This is a genomic window from Shewanella sp. SM29 (genome assembly GCF_025654245.1).
Lineage (GTDB): Bacteria > Pseudomonadota > Gammaproteobacteria > Enterobacterales > Shewanellaceae > Shewanella > Shewanella oncorhynchi.
Genome location: NZ_JAKKRN010000032.1, coordinates 1 through 17,668, shown reverse-complemented (window position 1 = coordinate 17,668; position 17,668 = coordinate 1). Strand labels below are relative to the sequence as shown.

Genomic DNA, 17,668 nt, shown 5'->3' with positions numbered 1-17,668 from the left:
GCGGTCAATTCCGCCCTAAGCCATATCCATAGCGGATTTAGGGGTATTACGCTTCTGGCTCAAATACCCCTGAAAATGCCTCGATTGGTGTTTTTTTAATCGCATCTATCCTCTATTCCCTGCTATACTCCGCGTCCCTAAATTGGCGTAACTTATTTTCGTGGCGCCTTTATTTGACATTACGTTTTCGGGTCACAATCCATGCAAGTTGAATCCACACTCTTTAGTCATCCCAAGTATTGGGCCACGGGCGACAGCACTGCGCCTTTCTTACCTATGTCTCGCAAGGAGATGGATAAGCTTGGCTGGGATAGCTGTGACATCATCATAGTCACAGGCGACGCTTATGTGGATCACCCAAGCTTTGGCATGGCAGTGATCGGCCGTATGTTAGAGGCTCAAGGTTACCGAGTTGGGATTATTTCCCAGCCTGATTGGTCGAGCAAAGACGCCTTTATGCAATTGGGTCGTCCAAACCTTTTTTTTGGCGTCACCGCCGGTAACATGGATTCGATGATTAACCGTTACACCGCCGACCGTCGTTTACGTTCTGACGATGCGTATACTGCGGGGGATATTGGTGGTAAGCGCCCAGATCGCGCCGTGACTGTGTACACCCAGCGTTGTAAAGAAGCCTTTAAAGATGTGCCTGTGATTATTGGTGGTATCGAAGCCAGTTTACGCCGCATCGCCCATTACGATTATTGGTCGGATAAAGTACGTCGCAGTGTGATTTTCGATGCCAAGGCCGACATTTTGATGTACGGCAATGCCGAGCGTCCTTTAGTTGAAGTGGCACGCCGCTTAGCCGCCGGTGAACCGATAAGCTCGTTGCACGATGTGCGTGGCACAGCTGTTATCCGTAAAGAGCCACTGCCCGAATGGCGCGGTATGGACTCGCGCAAGATTGACCAACTGCACAAGATAGAGCCGCTGCCGAATCCTTACGGCGCCGATGATGTGGGTTGTGCTAACTTGTCCGGCCCGTCGGATGTGAAGATATTCGATAACGAAGCCCCTAAGCCTATTAGCGTTCAACCGCCTAAACCTAAGCCATGGGATAAAACCTATGTGCTGCTGCCAGCGTTTGAAAAAGTCTCTGAAGACAAATATTTATATGCCCATGCTTCACGAATTTTGCACCAAGAGCAAAACCCAGGTTGTGCCCGTGCGTTATTTCAACCCCATGGCGACCGCGCCGTTTGGGTGAATCCGCCCGCATGGCCGCTCAATACCGATGAGATGGATGCCGTATTCGATTTACCCTATCAGCGCATTCCTCATCCTATCTATGGCAAGGAAAAAATCCCTGCCTACGACATGATCAAGACGTCTATCAACATCATGCGTGGTTGCTTTGGTGGCTGTTCTTTCTGCTCGATTACCGAGCATGAAGGTCGAATCATTCAGAGTCGCTCACAAGAGTCGATTGTTAAAGAAATCAAAGATATTCAGGAAAAAGTGCCAGGCTTTACTGGGGTGATTTCCGATTTAGGCGGCCCAACCGCCAACATGTATCGTTTAGGTTGTACCAGCGAAAAGGCTGAAAAAACCTGTCGTCGTCTTTCTTGTGTGTTTCCATCGATTTGCGGCCACTTAGGCACAGATCATAAACACACTATCGACCTATATCGTGCGGCACGTGCCGTACCTGGCATCAAGAAAGTATTGATTGCCTCTGGCGTGCGTTACGACTTGGCGATCGAAGATCCGGCCTACGTTAAAGAGTTAGTGCAGCACCATGTGGGCGGCTACTTAAAAATCGCCCCTGAGCATACCGAAGAAGGTCCGCTCAGCAAGATGATGAAGCCCGGCATGGGCGCCTACGATAAGTTTAAAGAATTGTTCGACAAGTTTTCTAAGGAAGCGGGTAAAGAGCAGTTCCTGATCCCTTACTTTATTTCGGCGCATCCAGGCACGACCGACGAAGACATGGTGAACTTAGCGTTGTGGTTGAAGGAGCGTAAGTTCAAGCTCGACCAAGTACAGAACTTTTATCCGTCACCGATGGCGAATGCGACCACGATTTATCATACCGAGTTAAACTCGCTGAAAAACGTTAAGCACACCAGCGAAGTGGTATCGGTGCCGAAGAAAGGGCGCCAACGTCGCTTGCACAAAGCATTGCTCCGTTATCACGATCCTGCGGGTTGGCCATTAATCCGTGAAGGCTTAACCGCCATGGGGCGTGAAGACTTGATCGGTAATAGTCCGCATCAGTTAGTGCCGCCAGAAGGTCGAAATGAGCGCGGACCTAAGTGGATGAAAGATGCCAACCAAGGCCAAAAAGCCTTTACTCGCTTCTCGGGCAATCAGTTTGATGACCGCAAGGGCGACGGTAAATCTAAAAGTGCAGCTAAAGGCGGCGCGCAAGCTCAGGCTGGTGCTGAGTCAAAACCCGCTGCTAAAGGCGGAAAACCAGCAGCGAATGGCGCTAAGCCAACGGGATCTAAACCCAGTGGAGTCCATTCGAGCCGTCCGGGAGCGAAGGCGCCCTTCGGCCAGTCTGGTTTTAAGGCCGGCGGCGCTCAAGCGAACAGCAGTGCTAAAGGCGGAAGCCCATCAAAAACGGGTGGCAAATCTGCAGGAAAGCCCTCTCAGGGTCGCCAACAGGCTAAGTAACACTTTTCGCCATCACAAATAATGTTTAAAGGCTGCTCCAGATATGGTTTGGAGTGGCCTAGCTAGCATGGTCATTCCGCTAAAATAGTCCTCAACTGGTATCGCTGGGCGAACTATTATAAGATCCCTGTCTGATGTTTATGTCTACTATTTGTTTATATTCGATATTTTAGCTATACATCTCACCCATATCCGCGGTTCGTTAACTAACATTAGATATTATGAATAAAAAGCGTAGACCCAGTCTTCAAGACGTTGCCGATCAAGTTGGGGTCACCAAAATGACGGTGAGTCGCTATTTAAAAAATCCAACAAGGGTGGCGCAAAGCACTCAAGAGAAGATTGCTGTCGCACTAGAAACCTTAGGTTATATTCCTAATCGCGCGCCGGAAATTTTAGCGCAAGCAACCAGCCGCGCTATTGGCGTGTTAGTGCCTTCGTTAACCAACCAAGTATTTGCTGAAGTGCTGCGCGGTATCGAGAATGTGACCGGCAAACGCGGTTATCAAACCATGCTGGCTCACTATGGGTATCAGGCCGAATTAGAAGAAGAGCGGGTGGCATCACTGCTCTCTTACAATATCGATGGCTTACTCTTGTCCGAAAGTTACCACACGCCGCGTACCGTGCGAATGATTGAAACGGCAGGCATTCCGGTCATCGAAATGATGGATAGCGTGTCGCCTTCGATTCAACAGTGTGTCGGTTTCGACAACTCTGCCGCCGCTTACGAAATGGTTAAGGCCATGATTGCACAAGGCTATCGCCACATTGCTTACCTAGGCGCGCGCATGGATGTTCGTACTCAGCTTAAGATGCGAGGCTACGAGTTAGCGATGCAGGAGGCTCAGCTCACACCTTTGGCGATGACCACAAATGAGGCCTCGTCGTTTTCCTTGGGGGCGTCGTTATTGCAACAAACATTAGCGAAATATCCCTATGTGGATAGCTTTTTCTGCACCAACGATGATTTGGCTGCGGGCGTGATATTTGAGTGTCAAAGACAAGGCATCAAGATCCCTGAACAAATTGGCGTTGCAGGGTTTCATGGCCATGATATTGGCCAATCTATGACGCCAAAATTGGCGAGCATTATTACGCCGAGAAAAGAGATTGGTCGAATTGCTGCCACTGAGCTATTAGATAGATTAAATGGCAAAGAGATAGCAGAATCGGTTATCGATCTGGGCTATCGTATTGATTTAGGGGAAACACTGTAGACTTCCCCTTGATCTTTCGCTTAACGGCTAATGTTTGTCATCACAGGTTATCGTTAGAGAAACGCAGAGATGATGACTGCAACTATGCCGCCCGTCGTGCCGATGATGGTCTCCATTACCGTCCACGTTTGCAGTGTTTGTTTTTCTGATAATCCAAGAAAACGGTTAGCGAGCCAGAAGCCTGAATCATTGACGTGCGAGAGCACAATCGAACCACCGCCAATGGCAATCGTAATTGCCGCCAATTGAGCCCCATCTAAGTTTAGTGGTTCAAGTATTGGGATGATAAGGCCGCAAGCCGTTAACATGGCCACGGTGGCCGACCCTTGGATCACGCGCACCGACGCCGACAAAATAAATGCCAGTATTACAATCGGTAATCCCGAACCTGCCAACATATTCCCCAATGCATCGCCGACACCCGAATCGATCAACACTTGCTTAAACACGCCGCCAGCACCGGTGACGAGAATAATGATCCCAGCAGGTTGTAACGCACTGCTACAGATTTCCATGATGCGCTCATTGGGAATATTGCGTCTCACGCCCAGTACATAGAATGCGATTAAACAGGCTAGCAAAATGGCGGTGAAGGGATGACCTATCAAGGCGAGCCAATTATGCAGATCGGATTTTTCATCAATAAAGCGTGACACCACTGTCTTTAAACCGATAAGCAGCAGTGGGAACACCACAATACTGATTGATAGTGCGAATGAGGGGATCGGTCCGCCTTCTCGTTCACCTTTTTCCTGCTGCTCGTGGGCAGGCAGCTCAACATGGACTTTTTGGGAGATGAGACTGGCAAAGAGCGGGCCGCCTAGAATCATCGCCGGAATCGATGCCAATAAACCGAAGACGATCATGTAGCCAAAGTCGGCATTGAGCTGGGAAGCGACCAAAATAGGCCCTGGTGCAGGGATGAGAAATGCCTGACAGGTGGCAATACCCGCGAGCAGTGAAATACCAATTTTAACGACGCTGCCGCCCCCTTTACGAACCACGGCAAAGGCGATGCCAATCAGCAGTACCACAGCAACATCGAAGAAGAGAGGTAATGCACAGATAAAGCCTGTAAAGGTCATGGCCCAGTGAGCTTTGTCGTTACCAAATTTATTCAGCAGTGTATGGGCTATCTGATCTAGCGCGCCAGTCTCTTCCATTACCCGGCCAAACATGGCTCCCAAAGCGACCACCACCGCCACAAAGCCCAGTGTTCCCCCCATACCTTGTTGAATAGTATTAGTGATATCGGCTGGGTTCATGCCAGAGAAAAGGCCGGCAATGATCGACACCAGTATCAGTGATACTACTGCATGTAATCTCACTTTCATCACTAAGAACAGTAGCAGGGCAATTGAACCCAGCGCTGTCAGAATCAATGACATATCAGACATAAGAGGACTTTTCCTTGTTAGTTAAGTTGTCCACATTTTTGTAGGTTACCGGTAACATGTTACCCGTAATATGGTAGAGTGGGAAGTGACTAAATTCGAGAATTGGCATGAGGTTAACAAAGTGACTGAGAGAAAAAAAGGCAATAGCTATGTGTTCATGGGCGTCTCTAGTTGTGGCAAATCTTCAATTGGTGCCGCGGTCGCAGAGGCTTTAGAGACGAAATTTATTGATGGTGATGATCTGCATCCTAGAGCCAATATTATCAAGATGAAATCTGGCTCACCGCTCAACGATAGCGATCGCGCTCCTTGGCTTGAGCGCATCAACGACGCTGTGTATAGCATTGAGCAAAAGGGTGAAGAGGGGGTTATTGTCTGCTCTGCACTGCGTCGCCAGTATCGTGACTTAATCCGTCAGAACAACAGCAAGCTGGTGTTCATTCATCTATACGGAGATTTTGAATTAGTCAAAGAACGCATGTTTGCCAGAAAAGCCCACTTCATGCCGATTGAGCTACTCAAGAGTCAGTTCGACACGCTGGAAATGCCCGCGACTGATGAAGCTGACGTTATCCAAGTGAGTATAGATGGCACTTTCGAAGAAGTCGTACAACGCTGTATTAATGCGATAAATGGCGAAGGATTAAACGTTGGCCATTGAAGTCAAGCGCAAAGTCGTAATGCACATCGGCTTAAACCGCTCAATTTTTTAGAAAAAAGCCACTCCAGAAGCTAACTTGGAGTGGCGTAGAGATAATGGTAAGCCTGCGGTACCATCCAATGAGTGTTACGGCGAGCGTTTGTAGACGGAACGTGCGCCGCACCTCAGCCTCAAATAAGCTCACGCATATGAGCGATGACGCGAGCTGCCTATCCTGCTAAACATGATTTAACTCAACATGTGATTAGAACTGTCACTGAAGACTGTTACTCAAAATCGTCCTGCTTCATGCGACTAAGCAATGCCAAAGTAGAATGAGCGCTTTAGCAACCTTGGTTAATATCCCCTTGAGCCTTAAAAGAAGTAGTTAATCCCGACTGCGAAGCTGTTGTCTTCCTGTGCTTCAAGTGCAGGATCATCCATATCACTGAAATCTAGCTTCATCTCGGCAAACATCACAGTGTCGTTACTGTAGCGATAATGCAGCCCCAGCATGGCAAATTGGCGAGTCCATTGACCTTGAATCGGCGTAGCTGCATCAGTGTCTAAATCTAAATAACTGAGTACAACCATGGGCACAAATCCGTTGTCGAATTGATAGGCCGTCATCACCTCGGCACCAGTGGCGTCGTAGAGATCGCCGTTGACCAGTTCATTATTTTTACTTTTGTGAGCGTTAAAGCCCACATAGAGACCGCTGGCCTCCCGTCCTTCGGCATAGTGATAGTAGTCACCATACATGGCACCAATGCCGATAATTTCATTGGTTTCATCGACTTGAGTATTGCCTAAGTGGCCTTCAAAATCGCCGCGGTTAAAACCTGCGAGTAGCTTAAATTTATCGGTTATCGCATAAGTGATACTGGCGCCGTAGCTGCTGTCGAAACTCAGTTCTGAGTTGGTCATCTCGCTACCATCATCGTTTTTTAGGCTGACATCACCATTGGTTTTGGCGGCATATTGCAGGGCGATTTGTACTGGGCCTAAATTATTACGGTAAATGAAGGCGGAATCGGCACGGCCTGTACCTGTGAGGCTGCCATCACCGAAGGTGTAAGCGCCAACGCTGTAACCTGCAAATACGTTCGGTAAATCTGTAGTGCCTGCGACATCGTAGTAGGCGCCCCATTGTTTACCGAAACTCAGGTTGCCCCATGTATCATGGGACATACCAACATAACCTAAGCGGTTATAGAGAAAATCATCGGTTTTTTCGGCGGCGAGTTTGCCCCCTTGCATCACTAGCCCATCGTCGCTGGAGACCATGTTGATCCCCCATTCCGTGGTAGCAAAGGCGGTCCAGCCATTTCTTTCGCTGCGCTCGAAACTAAATCTGAGGCGCGAAGAATCGTCAATAACTGAGGTGTCGTGGCTGTCATTCAAGGCTGCAAACCCTAACCAACCGGTTAAATCTAAGGTGTTTTTTTGATCTTTATAGAGTTCAACCGCCTGACTGCTGGTGGCCGTTAATAGCATAGGTAACACTAAAGCGAGACAAGTCTTATTCATAAATCCCCCGATAATGAGCAAGTATTCTCCAGGGGATCATAGGCTTGGCCTATGATCCCTGAGTTATCGTTAGTCTTGATGTGGATGTTGGTATTAATTGTTTCCGATCATGCGTTAGCCGTATTTAGGCTGGACGTGTGTCGGCAACAGGCGCTTGGTTTGAGATCACGCCGAAAATAGTCCAACCGAAGAAGGTGGCTATGGCGCCAAGCATCACTGCGGTTTCGCCAGAGCTGTACAGAGCGTAAAAGCTATATAACGCACCGATTACGGCGATCACGTTGGCAACGCGGGCTTTATTGATAGGCACTTTTTGCTGTCTTTGCATTATGCCAAGCGCGGCCATAGATAAGATATAAGGCACAATGTTGGTGACGACGGCGAGGTTAACGAGTGCTTCGAACTGCTTACTCAGTGATGGGCTAATGGTCATCAGCGATAATGCTGTTTGGATCGAGACGATAATAGTCATGCCCCAAATTGGCGCATCGGCTTTGCTGACTTTAGAGAAAATTTTAGGAAAAAATCCTTCATCGGCAGAGGCTTTAAACACTTGGGCAATAGTGAACTGCCAACCTAAGAGTGATCCAGTACAGGAGATAATGGCGCAGGCCATCACGATTTTACCGACTACTGGATTAAACATTTGTGCGAAGGCTAAGCCGAATGGCGCATTCGACATGGCAAGCTCGGCATTTGGCACAATACCGGCAATGACGTTAGTGGAAACGATATAAATCACTGCTGCACCTAAGGTACCGCCCATCACGGCGATAGGTACGTTTTTTTCTGGGTTATCGACGGCTTCTGAGTTTGCACAGGCCGATTCTAAACCGAGGAACGCCCACAAAGTCATAGCGATAGAGCCGCCTAACGCTTTGAAGAATGGCATATCATGCGGGTTCCATGCGCCTTTATAGAGGTCGATGTCAAACCAGAACCAACCAATTAAAGATACGCCAATCACAGGCAGAATAATCCCCCACACAGTCACGCTACTGACGCGACCCGTGATGCGGGCACCACCGAAGTTAGCAATGGTTGCCAACCAAAGTACGCCAATGGTCGCAAGACAAATTGCCATCGGGCTTAAGTTAACTTCGAGCAACACGGCAGCGTAACCCACGGCAGAGATAGCAATCGCGACGTTGGCGATTAACAGCGAGACGGCATAGGTGTAGTTGGCCATAAAGTTGCCAGAACGGCCGAAGGCATACTCGGCATAACCGCCCATACCACCGGATTTTTTACTAAACATACCGCACTTAGCAAAGGCGAAGGCGAGGGCCGTTGACCCTGCAGCTGTTACTAACCAAGATAAAATGGAGATAGTACCGACTTGAGCTAATTGGGTTGGCAGCATAATAATGCCCGAACCCATCATGTTGACTATGGTGATAATAGTTAATTGGACGACGCCAATTTTATTTTCTGATTTACTCATACTAATAACCTAATTTAGGTGACTTATTATAGGAGGCATGAATTTGACTGCAGAGTGGGGTTAATAAACTCTGCAGTCAGTCTTCATTATTTATTTAGTACATAGCCCATTGCTTGAATTTTGCCGTCTGCGGTATTTTCGAGATAAACACCTTGCAGTTCTGGTGAGAATCCAGGTAATAGGTTGATACCTTCTTCAAGGGCAAGGAAATAACGCTGAACAGAACCGCCCCATATTTCACCTGGCACCATACATAACACGCCTGGTGGGTAAGGGAGCGCGCCTTCTGCTGCAATTCTTCCTTCAATTTGCGAGAGTGGGACTAATTCTACTTTGCCACGAATAAACTCTAGGTTTGCTTCCTGCGGGTCCATCACTTTTGTAGGAAAATGCGCTTTACGGAACATTTCTTTCTGCAGTTGTTTTACGTCATGGCTGACATAAAGATTGTGCATTTCTTGGCAGAGTTGGCGGATAGAATAGTCTTTATAACGGGCTTTATTGGCGTTATAAACGTTAGGTAATACTTCAGATAATGGCGCATCTTCATCGACTAATTTCTCGAAACGAGATATTTGTGATACCAGATGTTGCATCTTGGCCATATCTTCCGCAGGTGTCATCAGGAATAAAATCGAATTCAAGTCGCACTTCTCTGGAATAATATTATTTTCCCGTAAGAAGTTAGCCAGAATAGTCGCTGGAATACCAAATTCGGTATATTTGCCTGTTTCAGCATCTATGCCCGGTGTTGTTAATAAGAACTTACAAGGGTCAACAAAGTATTGGCCTTTTTCATAACCTTCGAAGGAGTGCCATTTCTGACCAGGTTCGAATTCGAAGAAGCGTAAGTCATCGGCCATTTGTTCGGTTTCATAGTCTTGCCATAGGCGGCCATCGATCATTGTTGGCACGAATGGTTTGATATATTTACACTTTTTGAGCAATAGCTTACGTGCTTCGATACCCGCCTTTACCGCTTCGCGCCACAGATAACGACCGCTTGCGCCTTCATGCATTTTCGCATTTACATCTAGCGCCGCAAATAAAGGATAGAAGGGACTGGTAGAGGCATGCATCATAAAGGCGTTGTTGAAGCGTTTATGGTTGCAATATCTATCTTGGCCTTTGATATGTTTATCTTTTTTATGGATTTGCGAGGTTTGTGAGAAACCTGCCTGCTGTTTATGCACCGACTGAGTCACGATAATGCCTGGATCTTCAGCAGTCAGTTCGAGCAAGAGTGGTGAGCAGTCATTCATCATAGGGATGAACTGTTCATAACCCACCCAAGCCGAGTCGAATAAGACGTAGTCACAAAGATGGCCAATTTTATCAATCACTTGTCGAGCATTGTAGATAGTGCCGTCATAGGTGCCGAGTTGGATTATCGCCAAGCGGAACGGGCGTTTTTCATCGGCTCTTTCTGGCGCGACTTCACGAATTTGCTCTCTTAAATAGGACTCTTGGAAACAGTGGGCATCAATGCCACCAATAAATCCGAAGGGATTACGTGCCGTTTCTAAATAAACAGGTGTAGCACCTGCTTGAATTAATGCGCCATGGTGGTTTGATTTGTGGTTATTGCGGTCGAATAACACGAGGTCGCCTTTCGCTAACAGTGCATTAGTCGCGACTTTATTTGATGACGAAGTGCCGTTAAGTACGAAATAGGTTTTATCGGCATTAAAAACTTTGGCAGCGTATTTCTGTGCTTCCAGTGGAGCGCCTTCATGGATCAGTAAATCACCCAGTTTCACGTCGGCATTACACATATCCGCGCGGAAAATTGTTTCGCCAAAAAAGTCGAAGAATTGGCGACCCACAGGGTGTTTACGGAAGAATTGTCCGCCTTGGTGACCAGGACAAGCAAAGGTAGAGTTACCCATTTCGACGTATTTTTTTAACGTACCGAAGAAAGGTGGCAATAGCGCTTGTTCATATTTACTTATTGCAGTCTCAACCTGTTTTCCGTAGAAGTCAGTGTTATCACCGCAGAGTTCAAATACCCCTGTAATCGATGAGCAAACATCATCAGGGAAGGTTTCTTCACAGCAAACTGAAACGAAAATGGGCAGTTTCAATCCGGTGTTTTTAATCTTTTCAACAATACCATTTCTAACATCATCAACAGAGACGACAGCCGCGCCCACATCGCAAAAATCTGTGGTTAATACATTGACAACTTCTCTGTCGATATCGAAACAAGATCTAACAGATAAGCTAGCGGCTACTTTTAATGATTTCATAGTTAATTTCCCTTTTACTTTATAAAAAATAGATACAAGTGTGCCTATACCTAATTAAAAACATTAATGGTATGAAAATTAGATATAGCTATTCCGTGCGCAGATTAAATGTGGTTATGCCAAAGTTACGAAATAAATATAAGTAGAAATATATTTATTGAGCGTATGAATAGCTTAGCCGCAGTAAAACTGCACTGATAAAAGAATGCTTTGATTAAGGTGTTAGATAATAAACCAAATAAAAACAGTACGATAAGTGTTTGCACCTATTAGGGCAATAGCACTTTAGACCTGTTAATTGGCCTACTACCTACGCTAAGGTTAGCGGAGGAAGATAAAGGAGTGATCGAAATAGTCTCGTTGACTAGGCATCATGATATGCCGTGTGCGCCTGATATGCGCCATAATTTTAGATTTCCTCTTCATATACGACTCCATTATAACTTAGAGAAAATGGTTAGGTTTTTATTACGTAATGAAGTTTATATGCGAGTTATAAATAAAATCATGACCTATGTCTTATTTTTAAATAATTAGCACGTCAATTTAACTTAAATTATCAATATTAAATGGAGTCAATCATGCTTAAGTATCTTTATCTAAATTATGAAAGTAAATATTGTCAGCATTATTTAAATAATATTATTTGCATAAAATATCTTATTTCAAATATCTAATCTTAATTTAAAGGCTGCTGTAATCATCATTCTGATTTATACCGCATTCCATATTTGCATTGTTATGCAGATATTTTCGTTACAAAATCATCTTTCTGCTTGAAAAATGCAAAAGTGATAACTTTTTTCTCACATTTGAGCATTTGGGGCAGAAAGTTGTCGTTTTAGGGCAGATGTTATTTTTTTGATTGACGTAAAGTGAGTCAGGTCGAACATGAATAGGAGATAGACATGAATAAAGGGTGGTTAGGGGCGAGTTTAGTGCTTGGGTTATTCGTTGGACAGGCAAGTGCTATGACATTAACGAGCAAAGATATGAGCGAGGGCAATAAACTGACATCGCAATTAGTGTTTAATGGCTTTGGTTGCCAAGGGGAAAATATTTCGCCGCAACTGACTTGGACTGACGTGCCCACAGGAACTAAAGCATTTGCAGTGACAGCTTATGATCCTGATGCACCAACGGGCAGCGGTTGGTGGCACTGGGCCGTATATAACTTACCCTTAGCGCAAACTTCGCTCGCACAAGGTGCGGGCTCGCATGTTGATGCACTGCCCAAAGGCGCCATTGCCTTGAAGAACGATTTTGGTACTACAAATTTTGGTGGCGCATGCCCGCCCCAAGGTCATGGTGTTCACAGGTACGAATTTACTGTGTGGGCATTACCCAGTGCTTTAGAATTGCCAAAGGATGCTAGCCCTGCCTTATTGGGCTTTATGCTCAGGGCACAAGCGCTCGGCAACGCCAAGTTGACTGCGGTATATAATCGATAATCCATTGATAATTAGGCTGGTGTCATGATCCGTATGTTTGAATATGATTCGAAGCAGGCACAATCTTTATCTCAAGTCCCTGTACATCAGCCGTCGATTATTCGGGTTATCTATGGTGAAAAGTCTCTGCTCTGGCAAGATGAATCTGTTTTAGTAGGCCAAGGGCAGTTACTGTTAATTCCTGCTGGTTCGCATATTAGCTTTGTTAATCGACCTTTTCTTGGGCGTTATCGGGCGGTGCAGTTATTACTCCCCCACGATTTACCCCAAGGCATTTTATCAAGCGCTACCGATTGGCGTGACCCTATGCCAGTCCAAAACATATCACGCGCTGTGGACTTAGCTTGGAATGCGCTATTACAGAGTTTGACCTTGTCTCTGGCCGATCCTGTTCAACTACATTATTTGGCCGCGTTACTGTTAAGTTTGCCGGATAAACGCAGTGTGAACTGGTTGTATGGACACACCCAACGCAGCGTGACTCAAGCGGCCTTGGCCTTGATGAGTATGAGTCCTTCGGCGTCATGGCAGCAGGAGGATATTGCCGACAAGTTACACATGAGCACGGCAAGCCTTAGGCGTAAATTGGCCTTAGAAGACACCAGTTTTAGGCAGTTACTGGCAGAAGTGCGGCTTTGTCATGGTTTAGCCATGTTGCAGAATTCGAGCGAGCCAGTATTGCAAGTGGCTTTGGCCTGTGGTTATCAATCTGCGGAAAAGTTTTCCTTACGTTTTAAGCAACAATTTGGCCTGACCCCTGCGGCTTATCGTCGTACACTGTGAAGTGGCATGGGTGTATACCCAAACAACTTTAGGGTACTGGAGAGATATGATGGCGGATGAGCAATTTACTGACAGCGGATTTTGGAACAAGATCAAACTCTTTAGCCGTCAAGCAGGTAGAGAGGTCATCGAGCGGGCACTATGGCTTTATTATGCAGCGCAACAACCCAATACGCCTAAGTGGGCTAAGTCAGTCATCTACGGCGCTTTAGCGTATTTTGTTTTGCCTTTAGATGCGATTCCCGATCTGACTCCTTTAGTTGGCTTTACCGATGATTTAGGTGCCCTTGCCGCTGCCCTGACTATGGTGACCTTATATATCGATGATGAAGTGAAATCCCTTGCGGCGGATAAACTCGCACTGTGGTTTGGAGATAAGCCGAGCGAACCTAAGACTTAAACCTATTGCGAACGCAATTGCCTAAGTGATGCAAAATTGTGCTAAAAATATGATTTCATTAAGAGTCGTTGATTTGGTTTTGACTGAGATTTTCTGGGGTAAAAATATTTTTTTGCAAATGTTTCACTATTGCTTGATTGCGCTATATGCTAGCGCTGTTTTGTAAACCCCTTGTGTTTGTTTAGGCAGATAAATGAAAAATATTATGGTAGTGATCCTATGGCTTTTAGGTGTCTCTGCCGCTACCCCCGCGTTTGCCGATGAGGCCTCTCCGGAACAACTCGCCCGTCTTTACCTCGATTTTATGGCACAGAATAGTCGCCAGAGCGAAGCTTTGTGGCCTGGTTTTCGCCTTGAAGATAAAGTACACCTCTTTAGTTATGGTGGTAATGTCTGGCTTCGACAGCCTGGTGGCGAAATAATCCAAGATAACAGTGTGTTAGAGTCGGTCAATCTGCACTCTGGTCTATCGGTGAGTTTCGGCTTTCCGCAATATAATGGCCAGCCAGGTGTATTGATCCAGCTCGAAGTGCCGAACATCCAATTTACTCGCGACACTAAGCCAACGGATTTAGCTTTTTTAATCTGGGCGAGCAATGGCTTGCATGAAGCCTTCCATTTTTATGCTCAATCCGAATGGCGAGTATTGGAAGACGGTAAGCGTTATGAGGGCGAGGTCTTTCCGCTCAACTTCGATGCTCGCTATTATCGTTTACAGTTATTTGATGCCTTAATGGCGGCGCTGGCACAACCCGAGCAACAGTCATTACATCTTAGCTATGCAGCCTATTGGTTGCAGCAATGGCGCCAAATTGCGCCGAATGAAGATCGAGTCGGTTACATCAATGATCTTGTTGAAGGCAGCGCTAAGTACGTGGAATTGGCCGCTGGTGCGCGTGTGTTGAGTCAAAATCAAACTTTACTTGGTTATCAGCAAATACTGACAAAATATGTGTATGACTATTATCAACAGCAGAAGATGTGGGTTGGTTGGACGGCTGAGGCGGCAAATATTGGCGCTCTGGCGGGCATATTGTTGGATAGCACTCAAGACCCTTATGTATGGAAAGAGTCGGTCATGTCGGGTATGTTGCCTGTGGATTTACTACTGAACCGTGTAAAGCCAGTATCCCCGTTAGACAAGAAAGACACTAAACAAAAGAAACAGCTGCAGGAGATGCTAGCGTATTACCCTGCCACTCAAGCAAAACTGTCTCAGTTGTTGTTGAATGTGCAGGATCCAAAAGTGCCGTTATTGGTTATGCCGAGCGTGAGCGATAGTAGCAGTTTTATTGATGTGGGTGACGTACGTTCTGGCTTTTATGTGGTGCCCTATCAAGATGAAATGACTCAAGCTTATTTAGGGATGAGCGCGCAATTTAGTAACTTGTCAGTGAGTGGCAGTCCATTACTCGATGTTCCAGTACAAAATTTTTGTGAGGGCATTGAGGCGGCAACTCTGTTACCTTTAGCATTCCCCTTTCAGCGTGAGGGTCAGTATCTGGTATTCAACGAAGCGGAAGTCCATGGAACTATTAGGGTTTCTGCGAGTGTTGTTGATGGAAGAACCCTCTACTGTGCGATGAATTAATAATGAGAAAAAATCAGCTCGAATTTACCTACATGCGTGGCATTGCGATTATCTTTATCGTGCTTGGCCACAGTATTTACAACTCTGGTGAAGGTTTCCCGCTGTTGCTGGAAAATCTATTGCGTGGTGGCACGGCGTTATTTGTGTTTATCTCGGGATACTTCTTCCATCGCATTTTTTATAAGGATTTCGACTACAGCAAGTTTATGAAGAACAAAGTACAAAACGTACTTTATCCTTTTTTAGTTGTGTCATTAATTGGTCTATTTTGTTTGTGTTTGCGCTGGATATTTATGGAGCATCAGCCGCTCGATAATGTCTTGCTGAGTATTTTTTATACTGTGCGTAACGGTTATATTCTGTATCCGCACTGGTACATTCCCTTCATCATGGCGGTGTTTTTATTCTCGCCGATTTTTTTATGGTTTATCCGTTGCTCGCAGCAGATGCGTTGGACACTATTTGTACTGAGCTGTGTGGTAGCAATCCTATTGCATAGACCTATAGGTAACGTCAATTTCATCCACTCAGTCGTGTATTTTGTACCTTTCTATTTGATTGGTATTTTATATTCGCAAGATGAACATATTGTGACGCGCTTTGGCTCTATTTTCACCGCACTAGCGATGATTTTTTTAGTGGTGAGCTTAGTCGAACAAACTTACATAGTGCAGCATATTGGTAACTACCATAAGGCTCCGTTTGAATATAACGGCATCGATTGGCAGTTTATTCAAAAACTCTGTTTATGTGTGTTAGTGCTGAATTTCTGCGAATGGTTGTCGGGGCGCAGTCGATTGCCTTGGTTAGTGGAAGTGGCTGAGATGAGTTTTGCGATTTTCTTTATTCATCCGCTGTTCGACATGATGTTTAACGCTACTGCGACCTTAATGCGTTACCGTTTACCGCCGGGATCTTGGGTCACTAGCGTGCTCTTCTCTGCGGGGATTTTTATCTTCCTGATGATGGGAAGTATTATTACGGCTCGCTTTATCAAGAAGCGTCTCGGTAATCGTTCGCGTACTTATATCGGCTGGTAATCACTTGGCTTATCGTCACTAACACTAGGGAAAATTCAGTTTGAATTTATTTCCTAGTGTTAGGGTGTTTTTCATCTAAAAAATGGAGAACATGATGAAGTCCAGAATTGCCCTACAGAGTCTCGCGCTCGCCAGTTTGTCTTCGATTGCCTTACCATCCATAGCGGCTCAAGCTGAGCCCATATCCACTGAGACCCAGAATACTTTCTTTGCACAAATTGCCGCCCATTGTGGCCAAGCTTTTGCGGGCAAAGTGGTTTCGGGTGACACTGCGGACTCGGCCTTTAGCGGTAAGTCTTTAATTATGCACGTGCGCGAATGCAGCGACACTGAGCTTAAGATCCCGTTCCATGTCGGTGATGACCATTCACGTACTTGGGTGCTGACTAAGACGCAGCAAGGACTTAAGTTGAAACACGACCATCGCCATCAAGATGGCAGTGAAGATGCTGTGACTATGTATGGCGGCTATACCATGAATGATGGGACAGTGTTGAAACAATCGTTCCCCATTGATCGGGAATCTATCGATAACTTCGTTAAGAATGGGCTAACCCAGTCGATCACGAATGTGTGGCACATGGAAATTACCCCAACAACGTTTAGCTATCAACTTACGCGCGAAAACCGCAATTTCAAAGTCGATTTTGATCTCACTCAACCCGTCGCATTACCGCCAAAGCCTTGGGGGCATGAGTAGTTGCCGAATCGGCAGTAAGACCTCTTCCCATTATTATGGGAAGAGGTTTGTATTTGTAAGATACAAAGTTCCTAATTCATTTCTGCCCCAGCTCGAAGATCCGCCCTTTGTTGTCTGATAATTTGAAATAGATACCAAATGACCATAAGGGGCTTCAAAAATCGTTACCGTGAATCAGGCTTACCTAGTCTGATTCACGTATATAACCGAGCCATTTTGCTGTGCGCTGACTTAGTGGTCGTTTATACATCACGACTCAGTTAGAGCCCTTGTTAAGCAATAGTTTTTATTTAGAAAAGCTTAAACTATACATTTGGTTAAATGTGCATGCGCGTTTAACAAATATATGTGCATATCTAGGGTCTGTTGATCTTTGCTGTACAAATGTTGTTCAGCAATACATCGGCAGCCACATTAACATAAACGCCAGTGACACCATACTGGCGTAATTTCTTGCTAGCTTGTCATATCTTGTTGATATTGCTCGATAGTGCTTAATTCTTCCAAAAGCATTCTCCACTAAATGTCGATACCGATATAAGCACCAATCGACTCTTTCTTGAGGTGTATTCTTATAGCGGCGCCTTGGAATGACAGATTT

The 17,668-nt window shown here is 45.8% G+C and carries 15 protein-coding genes; 9 read left to right on the top strand and 6 right to left on the bottom strand.

Features of this window, described 5'->3' with window-relative positions; all coding sequences use genetic code 11:
• Nucleotides 1–201 precede the first annotated feature (201 nt).
• Together L5L77_RS18130 and gntR are read left to right on the top strand one after the other, a co-directional pair.
• Nucleotides 202–2,622, top strand: a complete 2,421-nt coding sequence (locus L5L77_RS18130; RefSeq protein ID WP_173496139.1) for a YgiQ family radical SAM protein — start codon at nt 202–204, stop codon at nt 2,620–2,622.
• Between the two features lie 221 nt (nt 2,623–2,843).
• Complete coding sequence (gene gntR / locus L5L77_RS18125) at nt 2,844–3,842, top strand: gluconate operon transcriptional repressor GntR (protein WP_263223307.1); 999 nt, start codon at nt 2,844–2,846, stop codon at nt 3,840–3,842.
• A gap of 53 nt (nt 3,843–3,895) precedes the next feature.
• On the opposite strand, the gene gntU is transcribed toward gntR, so the two are convergent.
• Nucleotides 3,896–5,239 (bottom strand): gluconate transporter, encoded by a 1,344-nt coding sequence (gene gntU / locus L5L77_RS18120; protein WP_105250511.1) that lies wholly within the window; start codon nt 5,237–5,239, stop codon nt 3,896–3,898.
• 85 nt (nt 5,240–5,324) lie between these two features.
• On the opposite strand from gntU, the gene L5L77_RS18115 reads away from it, so the two are divergent.
• Nucleotides 5,325–5,900, top strand: coding sequence for a gluconokinase (locus tag L5L77_RS18115; protein WP_263223306.1), 576 nt, complete (start codon nt 5,325–5,327; stop codon nt 5,898–5,900).
• A gap of 354 nt (nt 5,901–6,254) precedes the next feature.
• Here the strand turns inward: L5L77_RS18115 and L5L77_RS18110 are convergent, their stop codons facing one another.
• The 4 genes from L5L77_RS18110 to speFL all read right to left on the bottom strand — a co-directional run bounded on the left by L5L77_RS18110 (nt 6,255) and on the right by speFL (nt 11,507).
• Entirely contained in the window at nt 6,255–7,409 is a 1,155-nt protein-coding gene (locus L5L77_RS18110; protein WP_263223305.1) for a porin, read from the bottom strand.
• A gap of 124 nt (nt 7,410–7,533) precedes the next feature.
• A complete protein-coding gene (gene potE / locus L5L77_RS18105) occupies nt 7,534–8,853 on the bottom strand; it encodes a putrescine-ornithine antiporter (protein WP_105250509.1) in 1,320 nt (439 codons plus the stop codon).
• 86 nt (nt 8,854–8,939) lie between these two features.
• On the bottom strand, nt 8,940–11,102 hold the full coding sequence (speF, locus tag L5L77_RS18100) for an ornithine decarboxylase SpeF (RefSeq protein ID WP_105250508.1): 2,163 nt from the start codon (nt 11,100–11,102) through the stop codon (nt 8,940–8,942).
• 321 nt (nt 11,103–11,423) lie between these two features.
• Nucleotides 11,424–11,507: a leader peptide SpeFL gene (gene speFL, locus L5L77_RS22815; RefSeq protein WP_224022194.1), complete on the bottom strand. Its 84-nt coding sequence runs from the start codon at nt 11,505–11,507 to the stop codon at nt 11,424–11,426.
• A 503-nt stretch (nt 11,508–12,010) separates the two neighbouring features.
• Between speFL and L5L77_RS18095 the strand changes: the two genes are divergently transcribed.
• From L5L77_RS18095 to L5L77_RS18070, 6 genes are all read left to right on the top strand, one after another.
• Nucleotides 12,011–12,553 (top strand): YbhB/YbcL family Raf kinase inhibitor-like protein, encoded by a 543-nt coding sequence (locus L5L77_RS18095; protein ID WP_173248074.1) that lies wholly within the window; start codon nt 12,011–12,013, stop codon nt 12,551–12,553.
• 24 nt (nt 12,554–12,577) lie between these two features.
• A complete protein-coding gene (locus L5L77_RS18090) occupies nt 12,578–13,336 on the top strand; it encodes a helix-turn-helix transcriptional regulator (RefSeq protein WP_173248072.1) in 759 nt (252 codons plus the stop codon).
• A 49-nt stretch (nt 13,337–13,385) separates the two neighbouring features.
• Nucleotides 13,386–13,736 carry a YkvA family protein gene (locus tag L5L77_RS18085; RefSeq protein ID WP_168826089.1) on the top strand — a complete coding sequence of 117 codons (351 nt, stop codon included), beginning with the start codon at nt 13,386–13,388 and terminating at the stop codon, nt 13,734–13,736.
• A 193-nt stretch (nt 13,737–13,929) separates the two neighbouring features.
• Nucleotides 13,930–15,327 (top strand): hypothetical protein, encoded by a 1,398-nt coding sequence (locus tag L5L77_RS18080; protein WP_263186308.1) that lies wholly within the window; start codon nt 13,930–13,932, stop codon nt 15,325–15,327.
• 2 nt (nt 15,328–15,329) lie between these two features.
• Nucleotides 15,330–16,367 carry an acyltransferase family protein gene (locus L5L77_RS18075; protein ID WP_263186307.1) on the top strand — a complete coding sequence of 346 codons (1,038 nt, stop codon included), beginning with the start codon at nt 15,330–15,332 and terminating at the stop codon, nt 16,365–16,367.
• A 94-nt stretch (nt 16,368–16,461) separates the two neighbouring features.
• Entirely contained in the window at nt 16,462–17,067 is a 606-nt protein-coding gene (locus L5L77_RS18070; protein WP_263141214.1) for a hypothetical protein, read from the top strand.
• Between the two features lie 391 nt (nt 17,068–17,458).
• Here the strand turns inward: L5L77_RS18070 and L5L77_RS18065 are convergent.
• Nucleotides 17,459–17,668 (bottom strand): transposase (locus L5L77_RS18065; protein WP_263163063.1); only part of this gene is annotated, 210 nt, incomplete at its 5' end.

Bases quoted from the DNA above. Each gene is read 5' to 3' on its own strand.
- L5L77_RS18130 (WP_173496139.1), top strand. From the start codon at position 202: ATGCAAGTTGAATCCACACTCTTTAGTCATCCCAAGTATTGGGCCACG.
- gntR (WP_263223307.1), top strand. From the start codon at position 2,844: ATGAATAAAAAGCGTAGACCCAGTCTTCAAGACGTTGCCGATCAAGTT.
- gntU (WP_105250511.1), bottom strand. From the start codon at position 5,239: ATGTCTGATATGTCATTGATTCTGACAGCGCTGGGTTCAATTGCCCTG.
- L5L77_RS18110 (WP_263223305.1), bottom strand. From the start codon at position 7,409: ATGAATAAGACTTGTCTCGCTTTAGTGTTACCTATGCTATTAACGGCC.
- potE (WP_105250509.1), bottom strand. From the start codon at position 8,853: ATGAGTAAATCAGAAAATAAAATTGGCGTCGTCCAATTAACTATTATC.
- speF (WP_105250508.1), bottom strand. From the start codon at position 11,102: ATGAAATCATTAAAAGTAGCCGCTAGCTTATCTGTTAGATCTTGTTTC.
- speFL (WP_224022194.1), bottom strand. From the start codon at position 11,507: ATGGCGCATATCAGGCGCACACGGCATATCATGATGCCTAGTCAACGA.
- L5L77_RS18095 (WP_173248074.1), top strand. From the start codon at position 12,011: ATGAATAAAGGGTGGTTAGGGGCGAGTTTAGTGCTTGGGTTATTCGTT.
- L5L77_RS18090 (WP_173248072.1), top strand. From the start codon at position 12,578: ATGATCCGTATGTTTGAATATGATTCGAAGCAGGCACAATCTTTATCT.
- L5L77_RS18085 (WP_168826089.1), top strand. From the start codon at position 13,386: ATGGCGGATGAGCAATTTACTGACAGCGGATTTTGGAACAAGATCAAA.
- L5L77_RS18080 (WP_263186308.1), top strand. From the start codon at position 13,930: ATGAAAAATATTATGGTAGTGATCCTATGGCTTTTAGGTGTCTCTGCC.
- L5L77_RS18075 (WP_263186307.1), top strand. From the start codon at position 15,330: ATGAGAAAAAATCAGCTCGAATTTACCTACATGCGTGGCATTGCGATT.
- L5L77_RS18070 (WP_263141214.1), top strand. From the start codon at position 16,462: ATGAAGTCCAGAATTGCCCTACAGAGTCTCGCGCTCGCCAGTTTGTCT.